This window comes from Amycolatopsis sp. NPDC114503 (assembly GCF_055633655.1).
Map to the genome: position 1 here is coordinate 879,577 of NZ_JBVKDT010000004.1, position 13,331 is coordinate 892,907.

The 13,331-nt window shown below is 69.9% G+C and carries 11 protein-coding genes; 7 read left to right on the forward strand and 4 right to left on the reverse strand.

The genetic code is table 11. From position 1 onward, the window contains the following. The first annotated feature begins 149 nt into the window (after positions 1–149). The 6 genes from ACZ7OI_RS21145 to ACZ7OI_RS21170 all read left to right on the forward strand — a co-directional run bounded on the left by ACZ7OI_RS21145 (position 150) and on the right by ACZ7OI_RS21170 (position 8,706). Positions 150–998: a fructosamine kinase family protein gene (locus ACZ7OI_RS21145; protein ID WP_470265885.1), complete on the forward strand. Its 849-nt coding sequence runs from the start codon at positions 150–152 to the stop codon at positions 996–998. Between the two features lie 345 nt (positions 999–1,343). Then, entirely contained in the window at positions 1,344–2,867 is a 1,524-nt protein-coding gene (locus ACZ7OI_RS21150; RefSeq protein WP_470265886.1) for a sensor histidine kinase, read from the forward strand. Between the two features lie 39 nt (positions 2,868–2,906). Then, on the forward strand, positions 2,907–4,718 hold the full coding sequence (locus ACZ7OI_RS21155; protein ID WP_470265887.1) for a glycosyltransferase family 39 protein: 1,812 nt from the start codon (positions 2,907–2,909) through the stop codon (positions 4,716–4,718). A 103-nt stretch (positions 4,719–4,821) separates the two neighbouring features. Further along, positions 4,822–6,087, forward strand: coding sequence for a bifunctional glycosyltransferase family 2/GtrA family protein (locus tag ACZ7OI_RS21160; protein WP_470265888.1), 1,266 nt, complete (start codon positions 4,822–4,824; stop codon positions 6,085–6,087). Next, complete coding sequence (locus ACZ7OI_RS21165) at positions 6,084–7,916, forward strand: ArnT family glycosyltransferase (RefSeq protein WP_470265889.1); 1,833 nt, start codon at positions 6,084–6,086, stop codon at positions 7,914–7,916. Before ACZ7OI_RS21160 ends, ACZ7OI_RS21165 begins: the two co-directional genes overlap by 4 nt. Before the next feature lie 88 nt (positions 7,917–8,004). After that, on the forward strand, positions 8,005–8,706 hold the full coding sequence (locus ACZ7OI_RS21170) for a PP2C family protein-serine/threonine phosphatase (protein WP_470265890.1): 702 nt from the start codon (positions 8,005–8,007) through the stop codon (positions 8,704–8,706). Between the two features lie 6 nt (positions 8,707–8,712). Here the strand turns inward: ACZ7OI_RS21170 and ACZ7OI_RS21175 are convergent, their stop codons facing one another. The 4 genes from ACZ7OI_RS21175 to ACZ7OI_RS21190 form a co-directional block, all read right to left on the reverse strand. Then, on the reverse strand, positions 8,713–9,198 hold the full coding sequence (locus ACZ7OI_RS21175; RefSeq protein ID WP_470234485.1) for a DUF2127 domain-containing protein: 486 nt from the start codon (positions 9,196–9,198) through the stop codon (positions 8,713–8,715). Between the two features lie 331 nt (positions 9,199–9,529). Further along, on the reverse strand, positions 9,530–10,003 hold the full coding sequence (locus tag ACZ7OI_RS21180) for a hypothetical protein (protein ID WP_470265891.1): 474 nt from the start codon (positions 10,001–10,003) through the stop codon (positions 9,530–9,532). Positions 10,004–10,328: 325 nt separating this feature from the next. Beyond that, positions 10,329–10,559: an HC3 family zinc finger protein gene (locus ACZ7OI_RS21185; protein ID WP_470265892.1), complete on the reverse strand. Its 231-nt coding sequence runs from the start codon at positions 10,557–10,559 to the stop codon at positions 10,329–10,331. 583 nt (positions 10,560–11,142) lie between these two features. Then, on the reverse strand, positions 11,143–11,769 hold the full coding sequence (locus ACZ7OI_RS21190) for a maleylpyruvate isomerase family mycothiol-dependent enzyme (protein WP_470265893.1): 627 nt from the start codon (positions 11,767–11,769) through the stop codon (positions 11,143–11,145). 534 nt (positions 11,770–12,303) lie between these two features. Here ACZ7OI_RS21190 and ACZ7OI_RS21195 point away from each other — a divergent pair. Then, on the forward strand, positions 12,304–12,594 hold the full coding sequence (locus tag ACZ7OI_RS21195) for a hypothetical protein (RefSeq protein WP_470265894.1): 291 nt from the start codon (positions 12,304–12,306) through the stop codon (positions 12,592–12,594). The last annotated feature ends 737 nt before the right edge of the window (positions 12,595–13,331 follow it).

Here is a 13,331-nt window from a genome sequence, read left to right on the forward strand (position 1 = left end):
GGGGGCGGACAGTCCCTCAGGACCGCCCCGGTCACCTGCTGACCGGGATATCCGAGTCTAGGCCAGAGGGTTGACAAGACCGGCTGCGGGGCACCTGCCGCAACCGAGCCGATCAGCACGCGCCGACGTGCGCCCGTAGCGTCGGGGCCGTGGTTTCCGGGCAACAGAGCGAAGGTCCGGCCGCGGCGGCGGCGCGGCTAACCGGGTTCGAGGCAGTCACGCGGAGCGCTTCAGACACTCTCAGTGAGGTCACACTAACCGATGGCAACCGCCGTTTCGACACGATGGTGAAACGCGGCCACGCTCCAGGCGCGACCCAGGCCGAGGCGGCCGGCCTGCGCTGGCTGGCCGAGGCGGATGCAGTGCGCATCCCCCAGGTACACGGCGCAGACGACACGTGGCTGGTGCTGGACCGGGTGACCGAGAGCACGCCTTCGCACGCCGAGGAGTTCGGCCGAAACCTCGCGCGGCTGCACTCAACCGGAGCCGCAGCCTTCGGCACCCCTCCCCCCGACGGCTTAACAGACGCTTGGATCGGGACCGCCCCGATGCGAAACTCGCCGGGCCAGTCGTGGCCGGAGTGGTACGTCGAATACCGAATCCTCCCCTACGTCCGGATGGCGTCCGAGATTCTCGACCCGGCGGTGTTCGACCGAGCCTGCACGCGAATCCCGTCGATAGCCGGCCCAGCGGAGCCGCCAGCCCGACTGCACGGAGACCTGTGGAGCGGCAATGTCCTGTGGGACTCCGACGGCGCAGTGCTGATCGACCCAGCCGCACACGGCGGCCATCGAGAGACGGATCTCGCGATGCTGCACCTGTTCGGCTGCCCACACCTGGAGCGAATCGTGGCCGCCTACGACGAACTCACGCCACTGGCAGACGGCTACCGAGAGCGCATCGCCCTACATCAGCTTTTCCCGCTTCTGGTGCACACGGTCCTATTCGGACGGTCCTACGCCGGGCAAGCGACCGAGGCCGCGCGCTCACTGGGCTGACCCCGGCTCTCGCTGTCTATGAGGGGACCCCTCACAGACGCTGATTCCCCCAGGGTTCCCCTCACAGCCCTAAAACCGGCACCCGCGCACCCCAACCATCGAGGCACCCAGCCCCTCCCCCGCACCCCGATACGAAGCCTCCCTGCGGTTCGGGGGTGCTTGTCAAGGCATCTTTCCCGCCTTGACAAGCACCCCCGAACCGTCAGCACACTTGGCTTCGGGGCGCCCCACGCAACGCTCCGGGCGCAACGTCGCCGCCAGGCGACGAGCCGAACCCCGCCCCCGCACAGCACACTCACAGCGAGCACACATCGCCCCCACACCCGCAAACCGCACCCTCGACCCATGCCCCTCCGCGCAAGACTCGCCGCCGCCCACCCGCGACGGCATTCCCTGCGCACAAAACTCACCATCTCCGTAGTCGTCCTCCTCTCCCTCGTCTGCCTGACCATCGGCGTCATCAGCGAATTCGCCCTCCGCGCCTTCCTCCTGACCCAAACCGACACCCAACTCTCCGCCGCCACCGCCCGAGCCCTCGATTTCGCCACCCACCCCGGCCCTCCCGGCAACGACCCCCGCAACCCCCTCGACGCCCCCGGCCAAGGCGCAGGCACCGTCACCGCCCACTTCTCCTCCGACGGCTCGGACGGCACCGGCGGCTGGCTCTCCCCTCACGGCCAGCGCATCACCCTCACCTCGGACGAACTGGCGGCGCTGCAAGACCTCCCCGCCAGCGGCCGCCCCTACACCCGCACCATCGGCAGCCTCGGCGACTACCGCCTCACCGCCATCCCGATCCCCGACGGCATCGTCGTCACCGGCGTCCCCCTGGCCCCGATGCAGCAGACCTTGCTGACCGTCGGCCTGATCCTCTTCGGCGTCGCCGCCGCCGGCGTGACCGGCGCGGCGTTCCTCGGCGCGTTCGCCGTCCGCCGAACCCTGCGCCCGCTGGAACGCGTCGCGGAAACCGCCTCCCGAGTCTCCGAACTCCCACTGGACCGAGGCGACGTCGATCTGTCCGTCCGAGTCCCCGCCCAAGACACCGACCCTCGCACCGAAGTCGGCCAAGTCGGCGCGGCGCTGAACCACATGCTCGGCCACATCTCCTCCGCCCTCGAAGCCCGGCACGCCAGCGAACTGCGCGTCCGCCGGTTCGTCGCCGACGCCAGCCACGAACTGCGCACCCCGCTCGCCGCCATCCGCGGGTACGCCGAACTCGCTGGCCGCTCCGACAGCCATGCCCCGCCGGACGTCGCGCATTCGATGACCCGGATCGAGTCCGAGGCCGACCGGATGACCGCGCTCGTCGAGGACCTCCTCCTGCTCGCTCGCCTCGACGCGGGCCGCCCGCTCGACGTCGCCGAAGTCGACCTGACCCGACTGGTCGCGGACGCCGTCAGCGACGCGCACGTAGCCGGTCCGCACCACGTCTGGCAGCTCGCCATGCCGGACGAACCGATCCTCGTGCTGGGTGATGTCCAACGGCTGCACCAGGTTTTGGCGAACCTGCTCGCGAACGCCCGCGTCCATACGCCGCCCGGCAGCACAGTCGTCACCGCCCTCACGCGATCCGCGGACGGCAGCGCCGTGGTGACCGTGACCGACGACGGCCCGGGCATCCCGCCTGAACTTCAGCCCGCGGTGTTCGAACGCTTCGCGCGCGGCGATTCTTCGCGGTCGCGGGCGGCCGGGTCGACCGGACTTGGCCTGGCGATCGTTTCGGCAGTGCTGACCGCACACCACGGCACCATCACGATGCACAGCCGCCCCGGCCAGACGTCCTTCGCCGTGCGGTTGCCGATCGCCGTCCCGGCGCAGCGCACGCTGGTCGTCCATGACCCCAAGTCCCACAGCGGGCACACAGGGTAGGCACATCCCGGCCCCAGGTCGCGCCGCGAGGCTGACCGCATGACCGCAGTCGCGACTCACCCAGCCGCTCCCGCCGCGCCGGTACAGCGCTCCGAACCGAGGTGGGTGCGCCCGAGCCTCGCGTTGCTGCTCGTCGCGACTGCCGCGCTGTACCTGTGGGATCTGGGCGCATCCGGCTGGGCCAACGCGTTCTACTCCGCCGCCGCACAAGCCGGATCACAGAGCTGGAAGGCGTTGTTCTTCGGCTCCACCGACGCGGCCAACGGCATCACCGTGGACAAGACGCCCGCCGCGCTCTGGGTGATGAGCCTGTCCGCGCGGCTGTTCGGGGTGAACGCGTGGAGCGTCCTAGTGCCGCAAGCGCTGATGGGTGTCGGATCCACGTGGCTGCTCTACGCGACTGTGCGGCGTACTTCCGGTGCTGCGGCGGGGTTGCTCGCTGGCGCGGTGCTCACGCTTACTCCGACCGCGGCATTGATCTTCCGCTTCAACAACCCGGACGCGTTGCTTGTCCTGCTGTTGATCGCCGCTGCTTACGGCACGGTGCGGGCGATCGAGAAGGCCAGCCATCGATGGCTCGTTTTCGCTGGCGTGGCAATCGGATTCGGCTTTCTCGCCAAGATGCTGCAAGCGTTCCTCGTTCTGCCCGCCTTCGCGCTCGCGTACCTCGTGGCCGCGCCGATCACGCTCGGCAAACGTCTGCTGCATCTGCTCGCCGGACTCGCCGCGGTCGTGGTTTCGGCAGGCTGGTACCTCGCCGTCGTGGCGTTGTGGCCAGCCGCCGACCGGCCGTACATCGGCGGGTCGCAAAACAACAGTCTGCTCGAACTCACCTTGGGGTACAACGGTTTCGGCCGCATCACCGGAGACGAGACCGGCAGTGTCGGCGGAAGCCCGGGCGGCGGTTGGGGCAGTACCGGGCTGTTCCGGTTGTTCGGCAGCGAAATGGCGGGCGGCATCGCCTGGCTGTTGCCCGCGGCGGTGCTCGGGCTCGGCGCCGGCCTGTGGTTCACCCGTTACGCGCCCCGTACGGACCGCAGCCGCGCTTCGCTGCTGCTCTGGGGCGGTTGGCTGATCGTGACCGCCGCAGTGTTCAGCTTCATGGGCGGGATCATCCATCCCTACTACACCGTCGCGCTCGCCCCGGCGATCGCCGCGCTCGTCGGAATCGCCGCCGTCCAGTTGTGGCGGATCCGCGGCAATCCGGCTGCCGTCGGGCTTTTGAGCGGCGGTGTCGCGCTGACGACGGTGACGTCCTATTTGCTCCTGGACGGTTCCTGGCAACCGTGGCTTGCCCCGACGGTGCTCGTCCTCGGAATTTTGGCGGCTATCGCCCTGTTTTTCGCCCAGCACTTCGGCCGCGTCGCCGCTGTGCTGGGACTGGTCGTACTGCTCACCGGAACCGGCGCGTACAGCCTAGCCACCGCAGCGGCTCCGCACACCGGCGCGATTCCGTCCGCTGGACCGAACACGCGGCAGATGTTCGGCGGCGGCGGATTGCTCGGCACCACCTTGCCTGGCGCGAACCTGACAGCGTTGCTGCGGAAATCCGGCGATCACCGATGGGCCGCGGCGACTGTCGGGTCGAACAACGCCGCCGGATACCAGCTCGGCAGCGGCGAACCGGTGCTCGCGGTGGGCGGATTCAACGGCACCGACCCGTATCCGACGCTCGCGCAGTTCGAGCAGTACGTCCGCGAAGGACAGATCCGCTACTTCCTCGGCGACGGCATGCCGATGCGCGGCTCCAGCAGCGGAAGCGACGCGGCCGCCCGGATCGTCCAATGGGTGGCCGAGAACTACCGAATGACCACAGTGGACGGTGTCACCGTCTATGACCTGACTGCCTGATTCCGTGCCGTGCGGCCAAGATCACCGGATCGGGCGGAGGTCACACAGCGCAGGCACAGGAACACCACAAGGTGGCCAAAGCCCGGCGGACGACGGTGAACCCATGAACGCCACCGCCCCCTCCCGCAGCGGCGCCCCGCGGCCCGGGACGACTCCGGTCGGCCTCGGCGGCCCGCATCCCGTGCTCGACGTCGTCATCCCGGTCTACAACGAGGAAACCGACCTCGAACCGTGCATCCGCAGACTGCGGGCGCATCTCGCCGAACGCGCCGGCTACCCGTACCGGATCACCGTCGCGGACAACGCGAGCACCGACAAAACCCTTGCTGTCGCCGAAGAACTGGCCCGCGAGTTCTCCGAGGTCGAGGTGCACCACCTGGACGAGAAGGGCCGCGGCCGCGCGCTGCAGGCGGTCTGGTCCGCCTCGGACGCCGCCGTGCTGGCCTACATGGACGTGGACCTCTCCACCGACCTGGCCGCGCTGGACCCGCTCGTCGCGCCGCTGTTGTCCGGACATTCGGACGTCGCGATCGGCAGCCGCCTCGCCCGCGGCGCACGCGTGGTGCGGGGGCCGAAGCGCGAGTTCATCTCCCGCTGCTACAACCTGATTCTTCGCGGCACGCTCGCCGCGAGGTTCTCCGACGCGCAGTGCGGATTCAAGGCGATCCGCGCCGACGTCGCCCGCGCGCTGCTGCCCCACGTGCGCGACACCGGCTGGTTTTTCGACACCGAACTGCTCGTGCTCGCCCAGCGCGCCGGGCTGCGGATCCACGAGGTGCCGGTGGACTGGGTCGACGACCCGGACTCGTCGGTCGACCTCGTCGCGACCGCCACCGCCGACCTCAAGGGCATCGCCAGGGTCACCCGCGCGACGTTCACCGGCGAGATTCCCGTGCACCGGCTGCGCGAACAGCTCGGCCGCGAACCGATCGGCGTGGAGGCCCCCGGAGTGTCCCCGAGCCTGGTGAAACAACTCGTGCGCTTCGCCGCGGTCGGCGTCGCCAGCACCGTCGCGTATCTGCTGCTTTTCCTGCTGCTGCGGACGATCGTCGGCGCGCAGGCGGCCAACTTCACCGCGCTGCTCGTCACCGCTGTCGCGAACACCGCGGTGAACCGGCGGGTGACCTTCGGCGTCCGCGGACGGACCGGCGCCGGACGGCATCAGTTCGAGGGGCTGCTCGTCTTCGGCCTCGGACTGGCGCTGACCAGCGGTTCGCTCGCCTTGCTCAACCACGCCACCCATCCCGGCCTCGTCCTGGAGACGACCGTGCTCGTGCTGGCGAACCTCGCCGCCACGGTGCTCCGTTTCCTGCTGCTGCGGGGCTGGGTCTTCAATCCGCGCCGTACCGCTACCGAGGAGTCGTCTTGAGCACTGTCCTGTCCGCGCGGGCTGCCGCCCCGAACGCGCCGGATCGCGCGGCGCCTCGCTGGATTCGTCCGTCGGTGTTCGGTCTCCTGGGGCTCACCGCTGTCCTGTACTTCTGGAACCTCACCGCGTCCGGGTTCGGCAACTCGTTCTACGCCGCGGCCGTGCAATCAGGGACGCAGAGCCTGAAAGCGTGGCTGTTCGGTTCGCTGGACGCCGGGAACGTGATCACTGTCGACAAACCGCCTGCCGCGGTGTGGGTGGGGACTGCTTTCGCGCGGGTCTTCGGGTTCTCCAGCTTCACCGTGCTCGCTCCGCAGGCTCTCATGGGAGTCGGCTCGGTCGGGTTGCTGTACCTGACGGTGCGTCGCGTTTCCGGGCCGCTACCGGGATTGCTGGCCGGTGCGATGCTCGCGCTGACGCCCGTCGCCGCGCTGATGTTCCGCTTCAACAACCCGGACGCGTTGCTCACGCTGCTGCTCATCGCCGGGGCGTACTGCACGATGCGGGCGATCGAGAAGGCCAGTCCTCGATGGCTCGTTTTCGCTGGTGTGGCAATCGGATTCGGCTTCCTGACGAAGATGATGCAGGCGTTCCTGGTGCTGCCGGCGTTCGCGCTGGCGTACTTGATCGCCGCGCCCACCGGGCTCGGGAAACGGTTGCTGCACTTGGTTTACGCCGGGGTCGCGGTGATCGTGTCGGCCGGGTGGTTCGTGGCGCTGGTGGAGATCTGGCCGTCCGGGTCGCGGCCGTACATCGGCGGGTCGACCGGGGACAGCCTGCTGGAGCTGGCATTGGGGTACAACGGGCTCGGGCGGATCTTCGGCGGGCAGGGCAACGGCGGCGGGATGGACGGCGGTCCCGGCGGCGGCGGCGGGAACAGCGCCTTCGGCGGGAGTTCCGGTCTCGGGCGGATGTTCGGCGCGAGCTTCGGCACCGAGGTCTCGTGGCTGCTGCCCGCCGCGCTGATCGGCTTGGCGGCCGGGTTGTGGTTCACCCGGCGGGCCGCGCGCACCGACCGGACCCGGGCGTCGCTGGTGGTCTGGGGCGGGTGGCTGCTCGTGACCGGACTGGTGTTCAGCTTCATGAGCGGGACCGTGCACCCGTACTACGCGGTGCAGCTCGCGCCCGCGATCGCCGCGCTGGTCGCGATTTCCGGGCACGCGCTGTGGCGCGGCCGGGCGCACCCCGCGCCGAGGACGGTGCTGGGCGGGATGATCGCGGCGACGGCGGTGTGGGACTTCATCCTGCTCGACCGGACGCCGGACTGGTTGCCCTGGCTGCGCTGGGCGATCGTGGTGCTGGGGTTGTTAGTGAGCACCATCGTGGTGGTCGGGGTGCCTCGGGCGCGGACCGTGTTGATCGGGCTGGCTGTGGCGATCGTCGTGACGCTCGGGGTCGGCACCGCCGGGTACGCGGTGGAGACGGTTTCCTTGCCGCACAGCGGTTCTATCCCGACTTCAGGTCCGCGGACTGGGGTCATGGGCGGCTTCGGGGGCGGTATGGAGGAAGCCAGCGGCTCCGTCGGCCAGTTGTTGGGCGGCACGACGACGAAGTGGGCCGCCGCGACGACCGGGTCGCAGTCGGCGGCGAGTTTGGAGCTGGCGAGCGGCAAGTCGGTGATCGGCATCGGCGGATGGGACGGCAGCGACCCGGCCCCGACGCTGGAGGAGTTCAAGCAGTACGTCGCGGCGGGCGAAGTGGCGTACTACGTGGACGGCGGGCGCGGCGGCGGTCCCGGCGGCGGGTCGAACGACATCTCCGAGTGGGTGGCCGCGAACTTCACCGCGACCACGGTCGGTGGCGAAACTGTCTACCAGCTCACCCGGTGAGACGGCGGATCCTCAGCCTCCTCCCAGGAAAGAGGCGCATTCTGGAAAGCACGGAGAGTCATCCGCAGCGAATGCCCGGGAGGTCACGATGGCCGGATATCCACGCTGGCACACCGCGAGCGAGCAGGGACCGCGCGAGCGCAACGCCGACGCGGTGAGCGCCTTCGCGGCCGCCGGGGCACGCGGAATCACCTTCGCGCTCGCCGACGGCGTCGGGGACGACCCCGGTGCCGGTCGCGCCGCTCAGGTCGCCGCCGCGGCCGCCGCGCGCACTCCTGTCGAATCCGGCCCGGTGAAGGCGATTTTGGCCGCACAGCAAGCAGTTCACCGACTGGGCGGGACCGGAGACGCAGTACTGGTGGTGGCGATGCCTTTCGCCGGCGGGTACCGGATCGCGTGGGTGGGCGACGCGCGGGCGTACGCCTGGGACGGGTCGATGATCCACAAACTCACGCAGGACCACACGATGGCGGAGTACTTCCGCTCGCGGCACCAGCCGTACTCGCCGCGGATGGAGCACCTGGTGACCACGAGCGTCCGCACGACGAAACCGGAGGAGATCGGCACGACGGAAACGCCGAGCGGCGGCCTCCTGCTCACGAGCGACGGCGTCCACAAGGTCCTGACGCCCGCCACTATCGACGAAATCCTGGCCGACCCCGCCCGCGGCGCGTCGGCTCTGGTCGCGACCGCCATCGCGTTAGGCGGCCGCGACAACGCGACGGCCCTGTTCGTGGAACCTGCGGACGTGACGACGGTGGTGACGGAGAGGTTTCCCGCTGCCGCCTGAGCGAGGTCAGGCGTGATCGCGTTTGAGGTTCCGGTACTCGCGATAGACGAGCACGATGATCACCGCGTCGAGCGCGGCGAAGAACGGCAGCGCGATGGAGTGCGTCTCGAAGGCCCGGTAAATCTCGTACACGACGAACGCCGCGAGCACGACCATCGCGACCGGATAGGCACGCACCCACTTGCGCGCGAGTGCCCACACGAGACCGAGCTTGAGCAACCCGTGCGCCAGTAGGTATGCGACGGCGAACGTCTTGGTGCCCCCTCCGGCAAAGTGCTCGGCGGCGGTTTCGAGATGCCGCGCGAGCGTGCCGGAGGGATCGCCGAGCAGGTCGCGGGTGATGACCGCGTTCACGAACCCGGTGACGACCGTCGCGGGGATGAACGCCAGGATCAGCGCCCCGATCAGCTGAAGGGCCCCGTCGAGGCCCTTCAGCGTGATCGCGATCCGGAACAGCCGCTCGGTGGAACGGGTGGAGGTCTCCTCGCTCATCGGTACAGGAAACCGGAAAATCCCGGGGGTGCTGGGTTGACAGCCGGGTTTCGGACGGGTGATCCGGTTTGCGTGGCTGTCTGTTGCCCTGGGTTCGGAGTTTCGGCCCAGTGCTCTGGTTCCTGATGGCTCGGCTCGCGACCTAGCGATCGGGTTCGCGCACCCGGCAGCTCGGATTTAGGCGCACAAGCTCAGCTCCGGCCCGCTCAGCCTTCCCCGCAGCTCGCGATCCCGACTTCGCGCACCGGTCATGCCACCGTCAGCCGAGCCCGTTCCGGCCCGCGGCTCAAGCTCCACCGCTCGGTCCGTTCCCCTCGCCTGGCTTCCCCCTTCACTCGCGGCGCATCGCGGCCCCGCCCTTGCTCTGGCATTCCGGGCACCGCTCGTACCTTTTCGTGTGATCGTGCGGATCCCGCCCGAACACCGGAAAACACGCCGCTCCGCACAGCCCGAGGTACACCGGCCCGCAGCGAAGCGGGTGGCGTCCGACTTGATGCGCCAGACGCGTCGCGTTCTTCGGCGCGCCCGCCTGGGGCAGCCAGCCGTGCGCGGGCAGGCTCGCCAGAACGGCCTCGTTCAGGTGATCCGCCCGCCGGATCAACGCCCGGCCGAGGTCGAGCAGGCGCTCGCCGAGATCCCGCACCGCGTCCGGGCGCGGGGATCGTTCGTCGAGCGCCCGGGTCAGGAACGCGAGGTCGAGTGCCAGGGTGGCTTGCAGGTCGCGAATCCAGGTGACCAGCTCGGGTCCGGTGAGCCCCACCGCCGAACCGCGCTGCTCCGGGAGCCTGCTCCAGCGTCCGGTCATGCGCCGTTCCCGGTGAGTGCCGCGTCGACCGCGCGGCGGACTTCCACTGCGCTGGATGCCGGTCGAGGTGCCGAACCGTGTGCTGCCGCCAGCGCCGGTGTCGCCGTGGCTGCCCATCGTCGTGCCACTCCCGACGCCGGTTCCCCACTCTGCGCCGTTCCCTGCCCCTGTGCGAACTTCGGCACTGCCAACCTGAGTGCCAGTCGCTGTACCGGTGCACATTCATGTGACTGCCCCAGCGGCGCTGCAAGCTCCGCAGCCGCTTCATTTCGTGCCGAATCCACCCCCGCCGCGACCAGCGCGCGCAAGGCGGTCACCGCACCGCTCACGCCAGGCACCGGGCCTCGCTCGAGCAGGCCGGTCCCTCCTGACGGAGCCATTCCTCCGCGCATTCGGGACACGTCGGATCGAACCAGTGGCCGCCGAGTTGCGGCACGTCGCGCCGGGCGACCGTGACTTCAGCCCCGCACAGTGCGGTGAACGTTTCCCCGGGTCTCGGCGCGAACGGTCCGTCCAGTGCGTGCCGTTTTCCTTCCGCCTGCTGCCATCTGAACACCGGACTCCTCCCCTTGTGGTGCTTGGAGTCCCATTTGGGATGTCGCCCACGCGTAACGCAAGCCCCCAGTCCGGGTGATCATCGCAGCCGGGATTTTCCCGCTGCCGCAAGCACTTTCGGCGGGCGACGGGGGCTGAGCGCGGGTTACCGCCGGGTTAGCTGTCACCAGCTGGTGACACCCCGGAGGGCGGACGCCGCCGCGATCGTTACGGCGCCCGTGCTGCCTGAGCGATGCGAGGCGCGGCGGCAGTCACGGGTGCCGCGAGGGGGAAAGGCGGCGGGCGTCCGTTCGGGCATCACCTCGCTTCCGGGAGTGCGGTCGCCGCTATGACTGCTGTCGCCAAGCGCATACGCAACCCCCGCGCGAGGGTTGTCACACGACAGTGGTCCGAATAGTCAGCTGACTGGGTGGCAGCGCGCCGCAGTGGCGCGGAATCAGGGTCGCGCGGCAGCGTTGGCGCGAACAACAGGGCTCACAACGCGCCGCGAGCGAAGATCCAGCACGCTGGGAGCACTTCGCAGCCGTCCGGCTGGCAACGCGCAGCAAGCCAAACTCCGCAGCAGCCCAGCCCGCTGGGCCGGATCAAGCCACGACGGTGCGGCTGATCAGCACGTCCAGCCCCGGGCCGGTCAGATCGTCCGCCGCCGCGCGACGGCCGGCCAGTGCGAGCAGCAACGCCTCCGCCGGGCCGCGGACCTCAATGCCTCTCCCGGACGCCCAGTCCAGGTCGGTCGCGACCGCCCGCAAACCGGTCAGCCGGCGCGACACCCCGACCGGCGGCGCGCGCAGCGACAGCTCCAGCGCCCGGCGCAACCGCGCGGCGGGAATCGTTCGCGGCAGCCCGAGCGGGCGGCGGATGTCCTGTTGGTGGATCAGGCCGTCGAGAAACCCGACCATCCCGCCGAACTTGCCCAGGATCCGGCCCGGCTGCGGGTTCCGCCGCATGACGCCGATCAGTTCCTCCGGCGCACGGACGCGGTACTCGGCGAGGCCTGCCTCGTTGCACCGTTTCAGCGACAGCCCCGCTCGGACGAACCGCTGCGCCAGCTGGCGGCCGCTGAGTTCGTCGTAGCTCACGACGTGAGCTACGACTGAGCGCACGTTCCAGCCGACACACAGCGTCGGCTCGTCCCACTGCTCCGGCGCGAGCGTCTCGAGAAAGTCCGCGAAGTCGGCGCGCTCCTCGCGAGCCAGCGTCCGTACGTCCATGCCCTCCCCCATCCGCAGCAGACACTCACCGTAGCAGCGACCCGGTCGCGTTCGCCGGGTTGAACAGGACAGCGATCCCCAAAGTGGGTCTCTGCACACATTCACCCGATCAGGTCAAAGAGGCGCGCATTGATAACACTCGGAATAGTCCGGCAGATCGCGAATACCCGTTACCGAAACACCGGGACGGAGAGGCTCGGAGAAGATTTTTCCGCCCCGGGTTAGCGCGATCGGCAGCGGGCATGCAAAGATGGCGTTGCCGCAGGCAGGAGGGGTTAAGAGGGTGGAATATTCCATTCCCCGGACGCCCGCCGCGGCCGCCGGAACCAGTTCCCCTCGGGGGCGGGCTGGGAACTGTGTTCCGGCACTTTTCCGGCGGACAAGAAAGGATGCACAATGACCGGACCTGGCGCGGAAAATGCAGGCCAGGCATACCGTCGGACAGAAAAATCGGACAATGGCGACGACAGACCGTATGCCGTCGCCGTGAGTCAACGCCCCGGCCGGGTGACCGTGACCTTTCACGAACCAGGCATGCCGCAACCAGCGCCGGCCGTGCCGTCGCCGCGGCCGAGCACGCGCCCGGCTTATCCGTCGTGGAAGACCGCGCGGACGTCGGTCGAGCTGGCCGCGCGGCAGCCGGACGGCGGGACCCGGCCGTGGCAGCTGATCGCGCTGTTGCTGACCCTGCTCGTCGGGGCGACCGCGATCGTCTTCGCGACCGCCGGAGCCCTGGCCGGACTCGCCACCGCGGGCGGAGTGGCGCTCGTACACGTCACCGGCGCCGCGCTCCGCAAGCAGCACACAGCCAACCGGCGCGCCTGACCACCCTCGAAGCGGACGCCGGCGGCGGCTCACGGCCGCCCGCGTTCTGCGCTCCCGGTGCCCGGCCGGGCAGGGCCGGGCACCGGGAGACGAGGGTTGCTGCGGCGGAGCCGGTCCCGGAGTCGCGGCGGATGGTTCTCAGCGCCCGGCGAGGGACGGGGCGACCGCGGTCGACGGCGAGGGCGAGGGCGAGGGCGAGGCTGGAGTCGGCTGCCGAATCGGCATGACGCGGGCTTGTTTGGCTCGGCTGGGCTCAGTTTCGGCGCATCGGCTTGATCCGTTCTGCCCATCCGCACAGCTCAACCTGCCGCCTCGGCCTGCCCAAACGGCGGCTGGGTGGCGGTCGGCTCGACCGCCGGACTCAACCTGCCCTCGCCCTGCCCAGTCCTGCGCCTCGCTCCGCCCAGCCCAATCGGCGCGGCTCCGGCCCGCCAGCCCGACTCCCGGCCACCGGCCCGGCCCGGCCCGATTCAGACCGGCTCGGCCCGACTCAACTCAGACCGGCTCAGCTCACCTCAGCTCGGCTCAACTCGACTCAGCTCCCCTCAGACCGCCGCTTCGCTCCTCCCGCCCCAATCGGCGCGACTCCGGCCCGTCAGCTCGACTCCTGGTCACGGCTGGGCCCAGCTCGTCTCGGCCCGACTCAGCTCCGCCCAGCCCGCCGCTTCGCTCCGCCAGCCCCAGGCAGCTCGACTCGGCCCGCCAACCCGACTCCTGGTCACCGGCCCGGCCCGGCG

Bases quoted from the DNA above. Each gene is read 5' to 3' on its own strand.
- ACZ7OI_RS21150 (WP_470265886.1), top strand. From the start codon at position 1,344: ATGCCCCTCCGCGCAAGACTCGCCGCCGCCCACCCGCGACGGCATTCC.
- ACZ7OI_RS21155 (WP_470265887.1), top strand. From the start codon at position 2,907: ATGACCGCAGTCGCGACTCACCCAGCCGCTCCCGCCGCGCCGGTACAG.
- ACZ7OI_RS21160 (WP_470265888.1), top strand. From the start codon at position 4,822: ATGAACGCCACCGCCCCCTCCCGCAGCGGCGCCCCGCGGCCCGGGACG.
- ACZ7OI_RS21170 (WP_470265890.1), top strand. From the start codon at position 8,005: ATGGCCGGATATCCACGCTGGCACACCGCGAGCGAGCAGGGACCGCGC.
- ACZ7OI_RS21175 (WP_470234485.1), bottom strand. From the start codon at position 9,198: ATGAGCGAGGAGACCTCCACCCGTTCCACCGAGCGGCTGTTCCGGATC.
- ACZ7OI_RS21180 (WP_470265891.1), bottom strand. From the start codon at position 10,003: ATGACCGGACGCTGGAGCAGGCTCCCGGAGCAGCGCGGTTCGGCGGTG.
- ACZ7OI_RS21190 (WP_470265893.1), bottom strand. From the start codon at position 11,769: ATGGACGTACGGACGCTGGCTCGCGAGGAGCGCGCCGACTTCGCGGAC.
- ACZ7OI_RS21195 (WP_470265894.1), top strand. From the start codon at position 12,304: ATGCCGCAACCAGCGCCGGCCGTGCCGTCGCCGCGGCCGAGCACGCGC.